At 38.2% G+C, this 21,265-nt stretch carries 19 protein-coding genes and 1 other annotated feature; of the genes, 12 read left to right on the top strand and 7 right to left on the bottom strand.

Going from position 1 to position 21,265, the window contains the following annotated elements; genetic code table 11:
* Positions 1-223: 223 nt before the first annotated feature.
* The 6 genes from trpA to EF384_RS04430 all read right to left on the bottom strand — a co-directional run bounded on the left by trpA (position 224) and on the right by EF384_RS04430 (position 6,468).
* Complete coding sequence (gene trpA, locus EF384_RS04455) at positions 224-1,018, bottom strand: tryptophan synthase subunit alpha (RefSeq protein WP_123779785.1); 795 nt, start codon at positions 1,016-1,018, stop codon at positions 224-226.
* On the bottom strand, positions 1,011-2,192 hold the full coding sequence (trpB, locus tag EF384_RS04450) for a tryptophan synthase subunit beta (protein ID WP_123779784.1): 1,182 nt from the start codon (positions 2,190-2,192) through the stop codon (positions 1,011-1,013). Before trpB ends, trpA begins: the two co-directional genes overlap by 8 nt.
* Positions 2,192-2,803 (bottom strand): phosphoribosylanthranilate isomerase, encoded by a 612-nt coding sequence (locus EF384_RS04445; protein ID WP_123779783.1) that lies wholly within the window; start codon positions 2,801-2,803, stop codon positions 2,192-2,194. Before EF384_RS04445 ends, trpB begins: the two co-directional genes overlap by 1 nt.
* Positions 2,796-3,584: an indole-3-glycerol phosphate synthase TrpC gene (gene trpC, locus EF384_RS04440; RefSeq protein ID WP_123779782.1), complete on the bottom strand. Its 789-nt coding sequence runs from the start codon at positions 3,582-3,584 to the stop codon at positions 2,796-2,798. The genes EF384_RS04445 and trpC overlap by 8 nt, the downstream gene beginning before the upstream one ends.
* Complete coding sequence (gene trpD / locus EF384_RS04435; protein ID WP_123779781.1) at positions 3,585-4,661, bottom strand: anthranilate phosphoribosyltransferase; 1,077 nt, start codon at positions 4,659-4,661, stop codon at positions 3,585-3,587.
* A 51-nt stretch (positions 4,662-4,712) separates the two neighbouring features.
* Positions 4,713-4,956: a binding site (T-box leader), on the bottom strand.
* 627 nt (positions 4,957-5,583) lie between these two features.
* Entirely contained in the window at positions 5,584-6,468 is an 885-nt protein-coding gene (locus tag EF384_RS04430; protein WP_158607408.1) for a nuclease-related domain-containing protein, read from the bottom strand.
* 250 nt (positions 6,469-6,718) lie between these two features.
* Between EF384_RS04430 and EF384_RS04425 the strand changes: the two genes are divergently transcribed.
* From EF384_RS04425 to EF384_RS04370, 12 genes are all read left to right on the top strand, one after another.
* The gene (locus tag EF384_RS04425; RefSeq protein WP_439647008.1) at positions 6,719-7,456 is read left to right on the top strand and encodes a YcjF family protein; all 738 of its coding nucleotides are present in this window, start codon (positions 6,719-6,721) and stop codon (positions 7,454-7,456) included.
* Between the two features lie 133 nt (positions 7,457-7,589).
* Complete coding sequence (locus EF384_RS04420; protein ID WP_199729718.1) at positions 7,590-8,537, top strand: nucleoside hydrolase; 948 nt, start codon at positions 7,590-7,592, stop codon at positions 8,535-8,537.
* 135 nt (positions 8,538-8,672) lie between these two features.
* The gene (locus tag EF384_RS04415) at positions 8,673-9,383 is read left to right on the top strand and encodes a hypothetical protein (RefSeq protein ID WP_123779778.1); all 711 of its coding nucleotides are present in this window, start codon (positions 8,673-8,675) and stop codon (positions 9,381-9,383) included.
* Between the two features lie 539 nt (positions 9,384-9,922).
* On the top strand, positions 9,923-10,966 hold the full coding sequence (locus tag EF384_RS04410) for a bifunctional glycosyltransferase family 2/GtrA family protein (protein WP_123779777.1): 1,044 nt from the start codon (positions 9,923-9,925) through the stop codon (positions 10,964-10,966).
* A 2-nt stretch (positions 10,967-10,968) separates the two neighbouring features.
* The gene (locus EF384_RS04405) at positions 10,969-13,254 is read left to right on the top strand and encodes a glycosyltransferase family 2 protein (RefSeq protein WP_233570033.1); all 2,286 of its coding nucleotides are present in this window, start codon (positions 10,969-10,971) and stop codon (positions 13,252-13,254) included.
* On the top strand, positions 13,251-15,074 hold the full coding sequence (locus EF384_RS04400) for a lantibiotic ABC transporter permease (RefSeq protein WP_123779776.1): 1,824 nt from the start codon (positions 13,251-13,253) through the stop codon (positions 15,072-15,074). Before EF384_RS04405 ends, EF384_RS04400 begins: the two co-directional genes overlap by 4 nt.
* 96 nt (positions 15,075-15,170) lie before the next feature.
* On the top strand, positions 15,171-15,692 hold the full coding sequence (locus EF384_RS04395; protein ID WP_123779775.1) for a methylated-DNA--[protein]-cysteine S-methyltransferase: 522 nt from the start codon (positions 15,171-15,173) through the stop codon (positions 15,690-15,692).
* A 141-nt stretch (positions 15,693-15,833) separates the two neighbouring features.
* Positions 15,834-16,358 (top strand): deoxyribonuclease I, encoded by a 525-nt coding sequence (locus EF384_RS04390; RefSeq protein ID WP_233570032.1) that lies wholly within the window; start codon positions 15,834-15,836, stop codon positions 16,356-16,358.
* A 262-nt stretch (positions 16,359-16,620) separates the two neighbouring features.
* Positions 16,621-17,448 carry a glycosyltransferase gene (locus EF384_RS04385; protein WP_123779773.1) on the top strand — a complete coding sequence of 276 codons (828 nt, stop codon included), beginning with the start codon at positions 16,621-16,623 and terminating at the stop codon, positions 17,446-17,448.
* 45 nt (positions 17,449-17,493) lie between these two features.
* Positions 17,494-18,504: a GDP-mannose 4,6-dehydratase gene (locus EF384_RS04380; RefSeq protein WP_123779772.1), complete on the top strand. Its 1,011-nt coding sequence runs from the start codon at positions 17,494-17,496 to the stop codon at positions 18,502-18,504.
* Between the two features lie 34 nt (positions 18,505-18,538).
* On the top strand, positions 18,539-19,006 hold the full coding sequence (locus EF384_RS04375; RefSeq protein WP_158607407.1) for an acyltransferase: 468 nt from the start codon (positions 18,539-18,541) through the stop codon (positions 19,004-19,006).
* Positions 19,007-19,026: 20 nt separating this feature from the next.
* Positions 19,027-19,905: a glycosyltransferase family 2 protein gene (locus EF384_RS04370; RefSeq protein ID WP_158607406.1), complete on the top strand. Its 879-nt coding sequence runs from the start codon at positions 19,027-19,029 to the stop codon at positions 19,903-19,905.
* Positions 19,906-20,067: 162 nt separating this feature from the next.
* On the opposite strand, the gene EF384_RS04365 is transcribed toward EF384_RS04370, so the two are convergent.
* Positions 20,068-21,240 carry an IS256 family transposase gene (locus EF384_RS04365; RefSeq protein WP_123779769.1) on the bottom strand — a complete coding sequence of 391 codons (1,173 nt, stop codon included), beginning with the start codon at positions 21,238-21,240 and terminating at the stop codon, positions 20,068-20,070.
* Positions 21,241-21,265 lie beyond the last annotated feature (25 nt).

Genomic DNA, 21,265 nt, shown 5'->3' with positions numbered 1-21,265 from the left:
AACTTCAATCCTACAATTATCATTTTATTGGGAATATCTCGAATTTGAAATTTACAGAATAAATTTGGATTCTGTAAATATATTCAAAATCTTACAGAATATAATTCCATTGTGTAAAAAATTAGAACTCCTTACCGAATGGATCAGTATTCTGTAATCTGGCTTATCCAGTCATCAGTAGTTGCATACAAACTCACCAACCACTAGAGCATCAACCCCAATTCTACCCCTCAACACCAACCCCATGCACACTATCCGCCATCGACTTCACGAAGTCATACACAGGTTCAGGCGCGCCGGCACCTTCAGCAGCCACAATGTTCACGATAGCTGATCCAACAATCGCACCATCCGCAATCTCGGCCATAGCCGCTGCCTGCGCAGGATTCGAAATCCCAAACCCAATTGCGCATGGTACATCAGTCACGGTGCGGATGTGCGCCACAATGCTATCGATATTACTTTCAAAGTTGTCGTCACTACGCACACCAGTCACACCAAGCGAAGACACCACATAAATGAAGCCCTCACCCTCGCTCGCAATCATGGCAATCCGGTCCTCAGACGATGGGGCGATCATAGAAATCAAGTCGACACCATTCGCCGTACAAGCACCAGCCAGCAAGCCTTTTTCTTCAAAAGGCACATCAGGCACAATCACGCCATCAACGCCGACCGCACTACAGCGGGCCATAAACTTATCGACCCCATATACGAAAATCGGATTCACATAGGTCATGAAAATCAGCGGTATTTCAACAGTTTCTCGCAACTCAGCCACCATTTCAAACACTTGGTCCACGTTCACAAAATTCTTCAATGCTCGTTCGCTAGCCGCTTGAATCGTTGGTCCTTCAGCAACTGGATCCGAAAAGGGGATACCGATTTCAATCATATCCGCGCCGGCTTCCACCATCTTCAAAATCGTCGCCTTGGTCACGTCCAGAGTTGGATCTCCGGCCGTAATGTAGGGGATGAAGGCTTTGCTACCCTTAAATGCGTCACTAATTCTACTCATGTAAGTCAACTCCTTTGTGGCGGGCAATCGCAGCAACGTCCTTGTCCCCGCGCCCTGATAAACAAATCACAATAATCTCGTCCGGATCCATGTCGCCCGCAATCTTTTTCGCATGGGCTACAGCGTGAGCACTCTCAATCGCTGGGATAATGCCCTCAGTCCGTGATAAGTATTCAAACGCGTCAACCGCTTCATCGTCAGTCACCGAAACGTATTCCGCACGCTCAATGTCATGCAGATAGGCATGTTCAGGACCGATACCAGGGTAGTCCAAACCAGCCGAAATCGAATAAACAGGCGCAATTTGACCGTAATCATCTTGCACGAAGTAGGATTTCATACCGTGAAAAATACCCGGGGTGCCCACAGCGATGGTCGCCGCAGTATCCTTGGTATGTACCCCGCGACCCGCAGCCTCACAACCCACCAAGCGAACATCTTCATCCTTGATGAAATCATAGAACATACCAATGGCGTTAGAACCGCCACCAACACAAGCCATCACGACATCAGGCAACTTGCCTTCCTTAGCAAGAATTTGTGCTCGCGCTTCTTCACCGATCACTTTTTGGAAATCACGTACCATAGTAGGGAAGGGATTTGGTCCCATCACAGACCCAATCACGTAATGGGTATTTTCAAAAGACGAAGCCCAGTCCTTCATGGCTTCGTTAACTGCATCTTTCAGTGTACGCGTACCCGACGTCACAGCCACAACGCGTGTGCCCAAGAGTTCCATACGGTACACATTCAAGGCTTGACGAATGGTGTCCTCTTCACCCATGTAGACCACACAGTCCATATCGAGTAAAGCCGCAACCGTCGCTGTCGCCACACCGTGTTGACCGGCACCAGTTTCCGCAATTAGTCGCGTTTTACCCATTTTCTTCGCCAACAAAGCTTGCCCCAAGACGTTATTAATTTTGTGGGCACCAGTGTGGTTTAAATCTTCACGCTTAAAGTAAATCTTCGCACCACCAAGATCCTTGGTCATCTTTTCCGCATAATACAATAGCGAAGGGCGTCCTGCGTAATTCGCCAACAAGTCGTTCAACTCGCGATTAAAATCCGCATCCTCCTTATAAAATGCATAAGCTTCCTCAAGCTCTTGCACTGCATTCATCAACGTTTCCGGGATGAATTGCCCACCATGATTACCAAAATAATTTGCCATCAGCTAACCTCCTGAATTCTTGCCATCAACGCGCGAATTTTCGCCGCGTCCTTCACACCATCCGTCTCGACCCCACTGGAAATATCCACCGCATACGGCCGAACCGTCTCAATCGCCGTTCTAATATTGTCTGGATTCAATCCACCAGCTAGGAAATATTTGCGGTCAACGCCCGCCAAATAGTCCCAGTTAAATTGTTGTCCCGTTCCGCCTTGCACGCCCTTAGAATAGGCATCGAACAGCACCATATCCGCCGTCGTCTCAAGATGGACATCATCTGGGCTCGCCACCCGAACCGCTTGCACAATCGGCACATCGCCAATTAATCGACGAGTTTCTTCTATATAAATAGCATCCTCATGCCCGTGCAACTGTACAACTTGAATAATGTCCGCATCAACAACTTCTTTGATGAAAAGGGGATCTGCGTCCACGAACACACCCACTGCCGGAATCGATGGATCCAGTGCCTGACGTAAAGCCTCTGCCTCGTCAACTCCTACTTGGCGTTTCGACGGTGCGAAGATGAAACCTGCATAATCAGGCTTCACCTCATTTAAAATCGCCACGTCCTCTAAACGCCGGATGCCACACAGTTTTACTTTAGTCATAGCTGACACCTCTAAGTTCTGCCAATTTTCTTGGTTTGTCAGGTGCCAACATCATGGTTTCACCAATCAAAATGCCGTCAACATGACCTTCTTCTAAGACTGCGACATCTTCACGTGTTTTAATCCCACTCTCGGCAATGAACAAAATATCTTCTGGTACACGATTACGCATCTTCACCGAGTTAGATAATTTCACTTTGAAGGTTTTCAAATCACGGTTGTTGACACCAATCAGACGAGGGGAGATGGCTAAGGCACGTTCCAATTCTTCAACTGAATGGGCTTCAACTAAAGCCGATAACCCTAAATCTTGGGCCAATTGGAAATAGTCACGTAGTTGCTTGTCATCTAAAATCGCTACAATTAATAAAACAGCATCTGCACCAATGGCTTTAGCTTCATAAATTTGGTAGGCATCAATCACAAAATCTTTACGTAAAATAGGCAAGCCAATTTCATTTTTAATATCGGTCAAAAATTGATTCGACCCTTGAAAAAAGTCAGGTTCAGTCAATACCGAAATGGCATTGGCACCAGCATTTTCATATTGGCGGGCAATTTGTAAATAATTAAAGTCCTCAGAAATCAAACCTTTAGAAGGAGATGACTTTTTCACTTCACAGATAAAGCCAATGCCTTCTTCAACTAAAGCTTTTTCAAATGGAAAATCTTGATTAATCGGTTTGGCTAGGGCACGTGCCTTCATTTCTTCTAAAGGCACCGCCGCTTTGGCTTGGTCTACGCGAATTTCGGTTGAGACAACAATTTTATCTAATATCATTTATGCTTCCTCCTTGGTAAAGGCTAATGATGCGGCTTTGAATTCTTCTAATTTCGCTAAAGCAGCCCCTGAATCAATCAAGTCTTGCGCTTCTTCAATCGCTTCCGCAATCGTCACGTCATCTTTGGCTAGGTAAATGGCTAAACCTGCATTACATACGACAGTATCGCGTTTAGGACCTTTCATACCTGATAAAATATCTAAAGTGATTTGGGCATTGAATGCCGGTGTATCACCAGTCAAATCGCCTTTTTCACAGTAGTCAAAACCGTAATCTTTAGGGTCAAATGTAAAGTGTGTAATCTTGCCGTTACGAATTTCCGCAACTTCGCTGGTAGTAGTCAAGGTGATTTCATCCAAACCGTCATTACCACCGAAGACCATACCCTTATCAACACCCAAGTTGTTTAATACTTCTGCCAAAGGATCAACCAAAGCCACATCGTACACACCAAGCATTTGCATCGATGCATTGGCCGGATTAGCTAGGGGACCAAGTACATTAAAGATGGTGCGGGCTGCCAATTGCTTGCGGGCCGGTGCTGCATACTTCATAGCAGGGTGGTATTTTTGTGAAAACATAAAGCACATATTCATGGCTTCCAACATTTCTTTAGATTGGTCATTGGTTAAATCGATGTCCACGCCAAGTGCTTCTAAGACATCAGCCGAACCAGATTTACTAGAAGATGAACGGTTACCATGTTTGGCAACTGGAATCCCAGCAGCAGCAATGACAAATGAAGACGTAGTTGAAATATTGAAAGTGAAAGCTTTGTCACCACCAGTACCAACAATATCTAAGGCCTTGATTGGACTAGTAATGTTTTTCGCGTGATCACGCATAACCTGTGCTGACGCTGTAATCTCTTCAACTGTTTCACCTTTCATACGAAGGGCAGTCAAGTAAGCTGCAATTTGCGCATCCGTTGCTGCACCAGTCATGATTTCTTCCATAACTGCACGCGCCGTTGCCAAATCCAAATCATGTCCGTCCATTATTTGGCCAATCGCCGCTTGAATTGTTTCCCCGTTTGCTACACGTTCATTTGTTAAAGTTGCTGTTTGATTTGTCATTATGTCCATCCTCTCTAAATTTAAGCTACAAAAAAGGCCCTTGCCCCCATATAAAGGGACAAGAGCCTATACTCCTGCGATACCACCCAAATTGACATAAAATATGCCCACTCGTTTCACATACTATCATATGTGCCCTCGTGTTAACGGATAGGGTCCTCCGTCAGCGCCTACTATGATTTCAGGCTGCCCTCACAAGTCCATTCAGGAAAAATCTGTTGTCGCAATCCCATCACCTGCGGCTTTCTGTAAAACAGACTTCACTTTCCCTACTACTCTCGATTATCGGTTTCGTGTATTGCATGAAGTTTTCATTCATTTCTAATATATTTCTCATTATAAAGCGCATTTTTCTAATGTCAAGGATTTATTTTTAACTTATTTGTTGTGTACGGCGCTAAATATAGATTGGACGGGAGTTGAAGTAATTTATTTTGAAAAATAAATTACAAAAATAGGGCAGTCTTAATCTATATGTGTGAATAGTTTAAAAAAGCTCCAAATTCTTAATCTATCGGAACCAATAAATTAAAAGCGAGCTGAACGATTAATCTATTTAGCCAAATAGATTAATCGCCCAAAAACCCTTAATTTATTTGACTGTATAAATTATTAAATCTCAAAATTTTTAATCTATTTAAGTAAATAAATTAAAGAACCCCATATTTCTTAATTTATTTGCCAAACCGAACCTATCCCCTAAAGAAAGCAGCAGTAATCAGAAGGAAAGAGGGCCTCAGCCCTCTACCAATCGATCAATCGTTAACCAATAAAAGACAGCATCCCACAAACAAAAGTATTCTACCATTGTCCAGAATATTCATCTCCCAAACCAAAGTGTCCAGAAAATAGAGGAAAGTTAGCAGTAACAAAATGAAAAGAGGGCCTCAGCCCTCCTCATTATCTTTATCCAAATATGCCTTTATTTTCGAGAATCTCTCAGTACCTTATGAATTGCATTTATCGAAATTCTCTTATCACACAACTCATAAACTCTAGCACCCGTCACCGCATAATCCTCACCATAAAACAAGATTCGCACCTGTTCAGCCATCCTAAGAATAGCAGCATCCTTTCGCTCTATAGCACCGCAATCATTACAAATCACTGTTTTATGACGATAAGCCAAATCAAAACTATCACAGGTACAACAGTTAATACCCTTAGTCAATCCAGCCCAATCCTCCTGCTTTATCGGTTTTGGCAGAAAAGGATTCTTTACCCGATATTTATCTAAAACCGCATCCACTTTCCGCAAATGCCCATCAGAAAGCTGTCGATTATCAGTTCGTTTCAACTGACTCAGAAATCCCTTTAACTCATTACGTAGCTTAACATCAAAATCCAACGCATAATCCAAATGAACCTTAGCCTCAGAATTCTCATGAATAAATACAAACAAGCCCTCAACCACAATATCCTGGTTCAATTCCTGCGCCATATGCCGAATTTTCTTCACTCGCAAATCCATCGCCAGCAAATAATTATCATCCATCAACTTATCATTCAAATAACACTCATTACCCTTATACTCAAACCGACCATCGTAGTGCTTGACCTCGACCACTAGCCAGCGTTCAGAAGTCACCAAAAGAAAATCAGCCTGCATCCGTTTCCCATAATTAAACCAATAATCCGAATAAATAGCCCAACTTTTGTGACCATACCGACTAACAAAATCTGAAAACAACGCCTCTCCCAACAAACCTGAAAGGATATAATGTCGAGAATCTAACTGATACTTGTCCAAAAAGCCGTTTCGCAGAACAAGCAAATTTAACTGCAACAACTTATCATTTGATTGCAAACTGATCACCCCCTTACAGAATATATACGTAAAAATTCGCTAAATCTCTCCATATTTTTTTGAAAAGTAGAAAACTCATCTAAGAAATCACAAATTGAATTAATACGATGCCCATCAAACATAGGAATACCTATACTCACCAACCACCAATGCCCCACAAAAAGCTACAACAGCTTATATCTAAAATGATATAATAGGCCAATAAAAACAATTCGTAAAAAATACTTAGCCTATTATAGAAGGGGGAATTATGATGAATACAAACAAAGAAAATCAAGAGGAATATATTATAATAGCACAAGCTGATCAACAAGAAACATCAGAAAAAGAAGAGGCAACCAACGCTCCAACAATAGAAGTTACTGAAAGTGAAACAGGCGAATCAAAGGAATTCAATTCATTCTTCAACGAGGTATTGAAAAAAATCCCAACAAAATACGCTACAATAATTGTCAATTCATTTGACAAATCTAAAGCACAAGCCGAAAAAATTCTAGCGAATAGTAAAGAACAATACGAGGGGATTTTTGAAGACTTCCTAGTTGGTGTGGATCCAGAAGTGCGTAAAAAGTGTTTCTCAACCATTCACATCGCAACATTAACCGCAGCAATTATCGGATGTTCACCAATTCCATTTTCGGATGCAGTGCTATTAGTACCAGTCCAATTGACTATGATGGGTCGCTTACACAAATTATTCGGCCAAACATGGACCCAAAATATTAAATCTGCCGTAACCAAAGAAATCGTGCTTGTTGGTTTTGGACGAAGCGCCGTCGGAAATTTAATGAAAATGGTCCCAGTTGTTGGTAGTGTAACAGGTGCAGCAGTTAATGGCGTCGTAGCCAGTGGACTTACTGCCAGCCTAGGATGGGTAACGGTCAAGATGTTAAACGATGGCGAAGATTTATTCGACGACCTCACAACATTCAGAGGCCAATTCCAAATGCTATCTAACGCAGTAAAAAATTCAAGAAAAAAAGCATAACCAAGTATAGGTGTAAGTATCTTCCAAATCGAAGTCTACTTGCACCTATTTTATTAAAATTTCCACAATTTCCGCACAATAAATTAAATTAAATGGTAAAATGTTCCTAAATACATTAGGAGGCATCATTTACATGCGTAGAGTAATTATTGATACAGATACAGCTGGCGACGACACAACTGCCATTTTAACAGCTTTAAAATACTTTAAGGTCGAAGGGATTACCATTGCAGGTGGTAACGTCCAATTTGATAATCAAGTCCGCAACGCACTTTACACAGTTGAACTATTCAATCCTGACTACAAAGTCCCAGTTTACAAGGGTTACGAAGAACCAATCGATGCCTTATTAACCGAAAAACATGACACCATCGAAAACATTCATGGAAATGCTGGTATGGGTGATTTGGTTATCACCGAACCAAAACAAGAACCTGAAACGCAACATGCAGTTGACTATTTAGTGGATGCAATTAACGCCAATCCAGGTGAAATTGAAATTATCGCTATTGCGCCATTAACGAACATTGCTATGGCGATGAAAAAAGATCCATCAATCGCCACTAAGATAAAACACTTGTGGATCATGGGCGGTATCAATAACTCACTTGGTAACATTAACGTATCAGCCGAATACAACTTCTACATTGATCCATTAGCTGCGAAAATGGTATTCGGTTCTGGCGCACCAATCACCATGATTGGATGGGACATGACCATTGAATACGGCGTGATGGACGATGCTGAAATCAAAGAAATTGCAGCCTTAAACACAAAAGGTTCTCAATTCTACATGGACGTTAACGGATTTGTCCGTGAAGCCAATAACTCTGAACACTTATTTGACGGCATCACACATCCAGACTCATTAGCCGTAGCTATTGCAGCCAACGAAGAAATCATGACCCAATCTAACGACTACTTCGTTGATGTCGAAACCAAAGGCGAAATCACTCGCGGCCACAACATCGTCGATTTAACACATCAACTACACAAAACACCAAACGCACGTGTATGTGAAGTCGTAGACCACCAAGCATTTAAACAAGTCATGCTAGACGTTTTCGGCGACATTAGATAAAAAATTCATACTTCATGTCACAGAAAGATTTTGTGACATGAGGTATTTTTTTGAAAACTCATACACATATATTATACAATTACAAAAACTAGGAGATTCTTTAATTATTAATTTCAGTATTTTTGGAGGTGTAAAATGATCTATCTTGAAAACTACACTTATGAAAATGATGATGTTGTTATAGGTGCATTTAAAGAAACTTTGAAACCTAAATCTACAAAAGAAAAATCTGTTATTTGTAGCGATTATACGGAGAAAGATTTTGATGAATATTCACTAATAATTAAATGGTTAAAAGAAAATGATTATTACATTTTGGAATTTCCTAATGTCATCGAAAATCAGACAGATTTAAAATCTTTTGGATATGATATGATACGATCTAAAATTAAAGAAGAAACAGGAATTACGGATAGAATTCTTTGGTCTGATAGACGAGAATTAATTGATAATTTAACTATAGTTAGAAAAAATGATAACCCTGTGTTCCTTTTTTCAGAAGATATTTTAGACATGATAGCCCATATTTCAACGAATAAAGGCGATTTTCATACATTTTCCTTAGATGATCAATTAGTGAATTTGAATAATTCAATTGAATACTTATTAAAAACAAATAAAGAGTTCGTCACAATCGAACCAAATATATTTTATAAATATTTTAGTAACGAGGATATTAAACGTTTTCGAAATGAAACACAAGTATTTAGACATAGTTCCCCACAAGCAATTGACGAACGTAATCAGTGGGATGAACAGAAAAAGAAGTTTTATGTGCGATTAGGCATAATAATGGTGACTAATATATATCATAGTCGCTTAGAAGATTTGAGAGGAAAAATTTAAACCTTCCGGGCATGTTTTGAGTACCACATTTATCATCATTCATAGATGAGAATGATAACTAGGATTAATATCTATGGAAATATCATTCTCATATGAAAAGTTCTCTGTTAAGTTCTTAACAAGTCATGCTAGACGTTTTCGGCGACATTAAATAGAACCTAAAATCATAATGAAAAGGACTGGCCTCGCGCCAGTCCTTTTTCATCACAAATCAAAACATCCAAAAGCTAAGGACTGGCTCAGGCCAGTCCTTTTTCAATACTTCACCAAAAATAAAAAAGTGACATTTGTCACTAAATTCAAAAACCATTAAAAATATGCTTCTTAAAATTTGCCTAACCCCCCGAATGCAATTATAATTTTCTATTGGAAATAGAGTACCTTTCACGTCAAAAATACTAAATAATGGTATGACTAGCAGCGAGACATCCTCTTAAGTCATACCATTTTTTATTTTGACTAATTTGAAAGTGTAAATTAAATATATAAACGGACCAACCCCAACCAATAAAGCACCAGACCACCAAAGGAGAACTGCCATGTCAAGACCTATGATCGTCATCCCATCATTAGAACCAGACCAAAAATTAATTCACCTGTTAGACACCATCCGTCAACAGGACACGAAAATTCCTATTTTAATCATCGATGATGGATCAGGGCCTGACTTCAAGCACATTTTCCAAGAAGCCGAAACAAACTACAACACAACAAACATTTATCGGCCAATTAATCAAGGTAAGGGTGCAGCCTTAAAAATCGCCATGGACCACATCATCAAAAACGAGCCAGAAATCGACAAAATGGTTACCATCGATTCTGACGGTCAACATTCCTACGAAGATATGGTTAAAACTATTCAAATGTCTGATCAACACCCAGATGGACTAATCCTTGGCACCCGTCAGTTCGACGAAAAGATCCCGTTCCGTAGCAAATTTGGTAACGTCATCACGCGTAACATCCTAAAATGGACCACGGGCATCGAAATCGAGGATACCCAAACTGGACTCCGCGTTATCCCGCGTAGCTTCCTACCAGTCCTACAAACTGTCGACGGTGACCGCTTCGAATACGAAACCAACATGCTAATTGAAACCAAAAAGCAAGGATGGCCAATCTATAGCCAACCCATCACGACAACTTATATCGAAGGTAATGCTTCATCGCATTTTAGAATCATTGCCGATTCAATCGCAATCTACGGTGTCGTCTTCAAATATATCTTGTCATCCATATCATCATTCATCGTTGATATTGTGGCTTATTCTATCCTGATATACCTATTTAACCAGCTCGATTTTGCCAGCATCTTATTCGCATCAATCGGATCTCGTGCCATATCGTCGTTATTTAACTATTACGTCAACCAAAAATTCGTCTTCGCCCGCAACACACCATATAGTTTATTAAAATATTATGCATTAGTAGTCGTACAAATCTGCCTTTCAGCGGTTTTAGTCTACGCCGTACATGCAATCTTGCAGTCTGAAGAAGTCGTTGCAGTCAAAGTCATCGTGGACACCTTATTATTCGTACTCAGCTACTATGTACAAAAAAACTTCATTTTCAAGGAGGTTTAGCCGTGAAATATGAACGAATGAAACGCCGAATACTATACATTCTAACAATCATCACCACCGTCATCTACCTGGTATGGCGTGGCCTATATACATTGCCGGTCAACGAATCTCTATTCGCACTTATTTTTGGGATACTACTTTGGATCAGCGAAATCATTTCCAATTTCACCGCTGTCTTTTTAATCTGGAGCAAAAACTCCGCCAAACCCTTAATCGAGCCCAAAATATTCCCAAGCGAATATCCTGATGTCGATGTGCTCATCGCCACCCATAACGAGGGTGTTGACTTGCTGGCCAAAACCATCAACAGTGCTACCCGTATGCACTATCCTGACAAATCCAAAGTCCATATCTACATCGCCGACGACAACGAACGCGTCGAAATGGAAGAACTTGCTGCCAAATTTGGTATCGATTATTTAGGTGTGAAAAATAATAAACATGCCAAATCTGGCAATTTCAACTACGCCATAGCCAACAGCCATTCGCCATTAGTGGCTACTTTTGACGCCGACATGATTCCTTATTCCGACTTCTTAACCGAAACCGTGCCGTATTTTGTAGACAACGCCAAACGGAGACAAGCAGGGGAAGACATCAAGCCTCTTGGCCTGGTACAAACGCCTCAAAGCTTCTACAATGCGGATTCATTCCAATTCAATCTATTCTCAGAAGTGGATATTCCAAATGAACAAGACTTCTTCTCACGTGAAGTCAACGTCTACCATAATGCCCATGGTGCAGCTATTTATACCGGATCAAATACCATGATTGCCCGTCAAGCTATCGTCGATGCAGGTGGTTTCCCAACCAACACCATCACTGAAGACTTTCAACTTGGTGCACAAATCAACATGGCCGGTTACCAAAACTTATCAACCTTAGAACCCAAAGCTTCTGGCTTAACCCCAACCGATATCCCAAGTATCCTAAAACAACGGATTAGATGGGGGAGAGGGGTTGTCCAAAGTGTCTATAACATTCGCGCATTTACCAACCCGAAACTGACCATGGCACAACGATTTGTTTATATCAATTCATACTTATATTGGTGGTCATTCTTCCGCCGTATTCTGTATATTTTTGCGCCAATCCTGTTTACCGTTTTTGGTATTAGAGTGGTAGATACCAACTTCTGGGTTCTATTAGCAATTTGGTTACCAAGTTACGCCTTAATTCAATTAGTCATGAAAGATGTATCTAGTGATTTAAGAACGTCTAGGTGGGGTGAAATTCAGGAGACAATTTTTGCACCGTATCTGGTTATTCCAATCTTTATGCAATCTATCGGACTTAAAGAAACATCTTTTAAAGTTACCAATAAAGATGCCAACCAGTCGCGTAAAGATATGCTATATGCTTTGCCAAACGCCATTATGTTGGCCTTAGCATTATTTGGGGTAGTCACATTCAACTACGGTAAATTTGGTTCTGAGATTGCCTATGGATCAGTCATTACATTTTGGCTTTTATCGCATATTGTCAACTTAACGTTCGCTGTTCTGTACTATCTAGGGCGCCCAATCTACCGAGCTGCTGAACGCTTTGCTATGAGTATTGATATCGAAGTCTCAAGTTATGGTGCAACTGGTCATTTCGTTACCAACGATATTTCAGAAACAGGCCTGTCATTCGTGACCGATTATCCGATTTACTATCCAGCTAAAGAAGACCTACATTTCACCCTGCGTAAAGGAGAAAACACAACGAGTCTCGTTGGTTGTATTGTCCGTGTATGGCAAAAAGGTCCTGAATTTTACTATGGTGTAGAGTTGAATGAAAATAACGCGGAAAACGAAGAAGCTTATCTAACGTATCTACAAATCATATACGATGGCTTTAATAAGAGCTTGCGTCAAACGATGGATCCGATGACAACGATTATCGATGCCTTCCTTATTAATATTGAAAAACATCTGCAACCCAATCAAAAACAAGGAACACAAGAGGCACAGCCCTTGTATCCTGTGATTCAAACCAATCAAATCATTACGAATGACGGCAATATATACCAATTAGACCGATTTAATTTTGAAACATTGTCTTTTAGTCAACTAGACACGGCGATTACAATCATGCCACAAAAGCAGTTGCATTTAGTGATTGACGAGGTACCATTTGAATTAACTTACCTACATAAAAATGAATCTGGGAAAATGACCTATCAAATAGATAATATTCAAGATATTGCCTATACAGAAAACTTCAAAAAACTACTAGCAGAATGGGTGCACCATGACCGATTTATGACGCAACAATCAACAGGGGAAGGGGAGAATGATGCATGATTTTAGGAATAGCTTTATTTATCTTCGTTCTGTTTGGTTATGCCAATTTTTTCACCAGGGTATGTGGTCTCTACCATAAAACATCTTGGATAGCAGCAACTGCCTTTATCGTGCTTGTTCTGTATACGGCAGCCTATTTCCAATTCCTAACCCAAGCGTCGAATATATTAATTTTATTTGGCTTAGCTTATGGTTTGTGGACCATTTATCTCCAAATCAAAAACAAAAGTTATAAAAATTGGAAAATGACTTTTCTCGGTACATGGATTATTTTATTCTCGGCCATGTTTATCCGTATCTTGACCCAAATTCATTTAAACCATTACGACAATTATTCCCATTGGGCAGTCATTGTAAAATTCTTATTCACTGAGGATCGTCTGCCAACTGTCAACGACACCATTATTGCCTACACGTCGTATCCCATGGGTTCATCACTCTTCCTCTACTTTGCAACGCAAGTAGCCGGGTTTAATGAACACATCATGATGATAGGACAATTCATGATTATCGTAGCCTGTATCTACGCTATGTTTTCATTTGTCCGTGATGAAAGTAGAATCATGATTTTATCCATGATGTTTTCTGTTATTGCCATTTTCAATTATTTCAACACAGCGATTCGCTTGAACAACTTACTAGTAGACTTCTTATTACCGCTTATCACACTTGCAGGTATTGCAGGAATATTCCGGATGCGTCATCAAATCAAACAAGTTAGTCTCTATACATTTCTCGTCGTAGCGATGTTGACACTAGTTAAGGCGAGTGCAACCTTCTTTGCAGCCATTATCATTGCCTATTATTTATTTGTAATGGGAAAAAGACTGATAGAATCTAAGCATAAAATCATTGTTACTGTATATACCATTGTCACGACAGGGCTCTCTTTTCTGCCAATCACGATATGGAATGCTTACGTTAAAGCAAATTTCCCGATTACTAAACATGAGGTCTCGGTTTCAGCTTACCAATCTATATTTGGCGAAAAGGATACAACCGTTATAGAACAAATTTCGCAATTATTTATGAAAACCATCACTAGCTTGCAAACCTTATCAACGCAAGGGATAATATTGACGCAAATCATTATGATTGTCGCCTATATAATTATTCGATTTAAAGTGAAAAGGAAGAATCCGATACTCTGGCAATTATTATTTATAGACGTGATAGTCATTGTTTATTACCTAGGGATTTATGCTATGTTCCTGTTTTCCATGCCAACCGAAGAAGCCTTATATTTAGCTGGCTTTGATCGTTATGCCTCATCCATCGTGATTTTAGCATTAGGTTTGGCCATGATGTTCCTAGCATGGGAAATTGACTACTCACTTTATGAGCAAAACGTTGCCAAACGTAATTTCAAATCCTATAAAAATATCCAAACAAAAAAATTGTATCAAGGATCGAGTATTTTTTTACTATTTGTGTCTACGTTATTCTTTTTATCCGAATCTGGTGGGTTACTCTATAACAATGCGCAATTTAATGCCTCAACTGCAGCCGAATATGCAAAAGTTACCCCAAATAACATGGTACTAAACAACGAAAAATACTTAGTTGTCTCCACCAACCAAACTGACGTAGAGAACTACTTTGTTGGGTTCTATGGGAAATATTGGCTATACTCTCCAAACGTTGATGGTCAAGAGAACTTTGTGATGGACGAAGCAGATTTTCGCGCGCTACTCGAACGATATGACAAAATCGTGATTCTAGAAGACCACTTCACCTTCAACGAAATGACTGAACTCATATCTGGAAAAACATACACACCAGGTGTTTATGACAGCCAAACAATACTAGAAGGCAAATAAAAATAAGCCTCTCGCTATTTGAGTCAACTAGACACTACAAGCAAGGGGCTTTTTTGGTATAATCAATCTGATAAGAAAGCCTAAAGGAGCACATACATGTTATATAAAACAAACTATCAATCACCAATCGGTCCTATCATCATACTAGCAAACGACAGCGGGCTATTAGGTGCATGGTACGAAAATCAAGAACATTTTGCCGGTACTTTTGACTTAGACCGTGTCGAAGCAATTGAAAACCCGTCAGATCAACCAATCCTAAAACAAGCAACAGATTGGTTTGATGCCTATTTCGATGGGCAAAATCCGAGTGTTAAAAACCTACCACTTATGCCACAGGGTACAGCCTTCCAACAAGAAGTTTGGGCTGAATTAACGAAAGTAGCTTACGGCGAAACCATTTCCTACCAAGAACTAGCTGATCGCGTTGCAGCCCGTCAAACCAAAGGCCGTGGCTCAGCTCGTGCAGTTGGTGGGGCAGTCGGACGCAACCCAATCTCTATCATGATTCCCTGCCACCGTGTTATCGCTAGTAACGGTGACCTAACAGGCTATGCAGGCGGTATCGACAAGAAAATTACATTACTAAAACTCGAAGGTATCGAACCAAAAATCTAGAAAGTTGGCAAAAAAGCAATGCACATCAAAATCACAGCAGAACAAATACATAAAGTATACGCACATTTTAAACAGCACCAAGAACACCCAGGCAAGTGGCCCGCAGAAAATCCAGTGGAGCTCATCTTGGGGGCTATTTTAGTGCAAAACACTACCTGGACCAACGTCCAAAAAACCTTAGATAACTTGCGTCCAGTTACTAACTTTGACGCTGATAAAATCATAGACTTAACAACAGAAGAGTTACAAGAACTGATCCGACCATCAGGCTTCTTTAAAAATAAATCAAAAGCCATCCAATCAAGTTTACAATGGTTCAAAAACCATAACTGGGACTATGACGCCATCGCAGCTAAATACGGTAAAAACCTTAGAAAAGAATTATTAAAACTTCACGGTGTTGGTCAAGAAACAGCCGATGTATACCAAGTATTCATCTTCCATCAAAATCATTTTATTGCAGACGCTTATGCTAGAAGACTATTTGGCTACTTAACAGGAACCGAATTTAAAACATATCAAGACCTTAAAGCTGCTGTCACCATGCCGGATGATTTTACCGCAGCAGACGCAGAAGACCTACATGGCTACATCGATAACTTTGGTAAACTACATAAAAAATCAGCAGATTTTGAACAATCTATATTTGGCAATTTTGAAATATAGTACTAAAGCTCAGTCAAAATACTGAGTTTTTTTGGATTTATAGTGTTAATTATGTGTAAATATTACCAATATTGTACATTTGTAACCGGTATCACTACGTTTAGTTATATAAAATAAGTTGAATGTTGTGATTTAACGGACTTTTTTTTAAGATTATCATAATTATGTAATCTTTGTTTGATATAATTAATGGAGCATTTATTGCACAAATCTAAAAATTTAAACTCTTTAATTTTATGAAATTATTTAGGAGGAGTATAGTTTGGTAGAAAAGTATAGTGTACTTATGTCCCTTTATAAAAAAGAAAACCCTAATTGGTTTGTTGAAAGCATAGAAAGTATGATAAATCAATCCGTTAAGCCTAATCAAATTGTCTTGGTAATTGATGGTCCTATCTCAGGAGAATTGAAGGATAAGGTTACATTTTTTCAAGAAAATTATTCAGATTTAATAGATGTGCTACCGTTGGAAAAAAATATTGGATTAGGAAAAGCATTAGATAAAGGTTTGGAAATATGTAGTAATGAGTTGGTAGCTAGAATGGATACTGATGATATTTCTTTACCTGATAGGTGTGAAAAAGAGTTAAAATTATTCGATGCTGATTCCCAATTAGCTATGGTTGGAACTAATATTGATGAATTTTATGATACCCCAGATAATATTGTATCTTCACGAAATGTTCCATCAAAGAATGAGGATATAAAGAAGTATATTAGGAGACGTAGTCCCTTTAATCATCCTACAGTTATGTTTAAGAAAAGTGTTGTTATTGAAGTCGGAGGATATGGAACTTTGCGTAGAAAACAAGATTTAGATTTATTTTCACGCATGGTAAACTCTGGCTATAAAACAGCAAACTTAGATGAATCTTTATTATTATTTAGATCCAATGAAAATAATTTTAAACGACGAAAAAGTTGGTCATATGTTTCAAGCTATATAAAAGCGCAATATACGATTTTTAGAAGAGGACACTGTAATTTATTAGACTTACTTTATGTTATTGTGGGGCAAATAATATTATATATATTACCACTTCCATTATTAAAGCAAATTTCAAATAAATTTTTAAGAAGTGTAAAATAGTCAATATAAACCATATTGAAGTTGAAATAGGAGAGAAGTTTATTTATGAGTAAAATATTAGTCACGGGTGCTGCAGGATTCATTGGTTCTTTTCTGAGTGAATTGCTATTAAAGAATGGAAATCATGTATTTGGCATAGATAATTTGAATAACTATTATGACATTAAGCTTAAAGAAAGTAGATTAGAGAAATTATCTGGGTATAAAAATTTTGAATTTGTTAAACAAGATATTTCGGATAAGGTCAATTTATTAGAATTATTTGAAAGGGAACAATTTGAGATTGTAGTAAATTTGGCAGCGCAAGCAGGCGTGAGATATTCAATTGATAACCCTGACGTATATATACAAAGTAATATAATTGGTTTTTATAATATTTTAGAAGCTTGCCGAAAATTTCCGGTTAAACATCTTTTATACGCATCTTCAAGTTCTGTGTATGGATCAAATAAAGAGGTACCATTTAAAGAAACAGATTTTGTAGATCATCCTGTTTCTTTGTATGCTGCAACAAAAAAATCAAATGAGTTGATGGCTCACACTTATAGTCACCTATATGGCATTCCAACCACTGGTTTAAGATTCTTTACAGTATACGGACCATTAGGTCGTCCAGATATGGCATATTTTAAATTTGCAAATATGTATTTTAATGAAGAATCAATTCATATCTATAATAATGGTGATTTTGAAAATGATTTATATCGAGATTTTACATATATTGATGATATTGTTATCGGAATTGAAAAGTTAATTAATATTCCTCCAGTAACCCCCAATGGACTACCCGCGCATACGGTTTACAATATAGGAAATAATAACCCAGAGAAATTAATGACATTTATTTTTAGCCTAGAAAATGCGTTGAGTAATTCATTAAATAGAAAAGTAAATTTTAAAAAAATATATGAACCTATCAAGCCAGGCGATGTACCAGCTACATATGCCAATACTGATAAATTGCAAAACGCAATCAATTTCAAACCACAAACATCTATCCAAGAAGGGTTACAAAAATTTGCTGATTGGTACGTAGATTTTTATGATTTGACTTAATATATATTAGAAAAATTAGAGAGAGGGAATTCATTTGAGCGAGAATTTGACTAAAATAATTAGATTTTTAGTGATTTTATGTCATAAATGTTTTAATTATCCTTTATATAAAAATAAAGTAAAATTATTTGGAATTCCTTACTTAGTTCATAAAAAAAATATTCAAATAGGATATAAGACCCGTATAAATGCTAGAGTGGCATTATATGGACAGGGGTATATTATTATTGGAGAAAATGTAACTTTATCTTACGGAGTTTCAGTGTTTTCAACAGGATATGCTACTAATAATTGGACAACGAATAAGATAGAAAAAAAACATATTGATACAAAAGTTGTTATAAAAGATAATGTATGGATAGGTGCAAATACCGTTATTTTAAAGGGAGTAACAATTGAGGAAGGTATTATTGTCGGAGCAGGATCAGTAGTTACCTCAGATTTGACTTCTCCTAATGCTTTATACGCAGGTAATCCTGCAAAATTCATTAAAACACTTTAAAATGGGGGAATATGAATATAGTGAATATATTAACAATTTTTACACCGACTTATAATAGAGCTACGACTATTGGACGAGTTTATACTAGCTTACTAGCACAAACAAACAAATCATTTGAATGGTTCATTATTGATGATGGATCTAAGGATAATACAAAAGAGCTTGTGGAAAAATGGATTAATGAAGATAAAATTCCAATTAAATACGTGAAACAAGCAAATTCTGGAAAAATAAAATCTATTAATAAGAGCCTCAAAGAGACTAAAACTCCATTGTGGATATGTCTAGATTCTGATGATTGGTTTACTCCAGATGCGGTAGAAATTATTATTAACAATTATAATTCGATAAAAGATGATGAAAAAATTTGTGGAATGATTGCATTAAGATCAAACGAAGATTTAACTCCTATGCAGGATAAATTTATACCTAGTAAATTTAAATATCTGACACAGGGGCATTTAAGATACAATTTGAAGATTGGCCCTGAATATGCACAAGTTTATAAGACTGATATTATAAAGAATTATTTGTATCCGGAAATCAATGGAGAAAATTATTTCCCTCTAAGTTACATGGCCGATGAATTGGATAGAAAATATGAGCTTTTAGTAATTCATGACCCGATTATGATAATCGAGTATCAAGAAAATGGCATTACAAAAAACAATAAAAAACACGTTAAAAATAATCCTATTGGACATTTGATTTTCAGGCATAATCAATTTGAAACAGCTCCAAATCTTATGCAAAAAATAAAATCAGGAATTGCTTATAATTCTGCTACTATAATAGCAAAGAAAAGAATTCCATATAATAAGAAAAGCGATTCTTTTTTATCACTATTATTATCACCTATTGGGTTTATCGACTATATTTGGAGATTTAAAAGAAATTGATAAATAAAAATTAAATTTATTTTGGATAGTTAACGGTACAAGTTAAGTCTATTTAAATTATAAAAATATTGTTCAATAAAAAATTAGTGGAGATACGGGACCCATTAATTAAGTCAAGTCCATAATCCTGTGTAAAATACTATACAATGTTTTACCGGTCTCTCATTGATCAAACTTAATATATTTTCTTGTAGAACTGAGCCATTCGTCATGAAGGTCTATAAGGACAGCTCCAATTAATCGATTGGCAGACGTTCGGTTGGGAAAAATCCGAATAATCTTTTCTCTTCTGCGGACTTCCTGGTTCAGTCGTTCAAGAAGGTTGGTGCTTTTTAGCCGATTGTGACCATTTCCGATAACCGTGTATTGAAAGGCATCTTCGAAGCCATTATCCAATATTTCGCAAGCTTTTGTATATTTAGACTGGTCGATATATTCACCGACTAAGGCATTCTTAGCTGTTCGAGCGAGTTCAATATCCGTAAACTTAAAGATCGCTTTTACTGCTTCTCTAAACGGTTTTAAATTCTTTTTTGGAATGGAACTGAAGATGTTTCTTAAAAAATGGACCTGGCATCTCTGCCAACTTGCGTTGGTAAATGACTTACGAATTGCAGACACTAGGCCTTTATGGGCATCAGAAATGATGAGTTCTGTCCCCTGTAGACCGCGTTCTTTTAAGTATTCAAAGAAGATGGACCATGTGTCATCACTTTCTTCATTTTGGATCATGAAGCCAATGATTTCACGATCACCACCTTCTGTTATCCCGATCGCAATATGGCAGCTTTTAGAAAGCACTCGATGGCCCTCACGGACTTTTATGTAGAGAACATCAGTCATCAGATAAGGATAACTCGTACCTGAGAGTGAACGGTTCTGCCATTCGTTGACCATCGGGTCTAACTTCTCAGTCAGGCTAGAAACAAAAGATTTCGATACCGATTTTCCACATAGCTCTTCAACAATCTTTGAAACTTTACGTGTCGAAACGCCTGAAACATACATCTCAAGCATTGAAGCGAGCAGTGCCTTTTCATTTCGCTGATAACGCTCAAACACCGTCGGTGAAAATTCACCATCACGTGTTCTAGGCACTTTTAATTCGAGTGTGCCCACACGAGTCGTAAAGTCTCGCTCATAATATCCATTTCTTTGACTCTGACGACTTTCTGAACGTTCATAGTTATCGGCTTGAATATATTCTGTTCGTTGATTTTCCATCAATTGGTTGAAAACAGTGGTCAAAATATTTTTAGAAACTTCATCTTTTACCGAATGTTCAATAATACTTTGAACCTCTTCGTTGTTCAGTGTAAAATGTACTTGGGTCATGTAACGTCCTCCTGGGTATGTTTTT

It is taken from the genome of Aerococcus agrisoli (assembly GCF_003797145.1).
In the GTDB taxonomy this organism is placed as follows: Bacteria; Bacillota; Bacilli; order Lactobacillales; family Aerococcaceae; genus Aerococcus; species Aerococcus agrisoli.
Note: the sequence above shows the minus strand (reverse complement) of the source record. Positions and strands in the feature narration are given on the sequence as shown.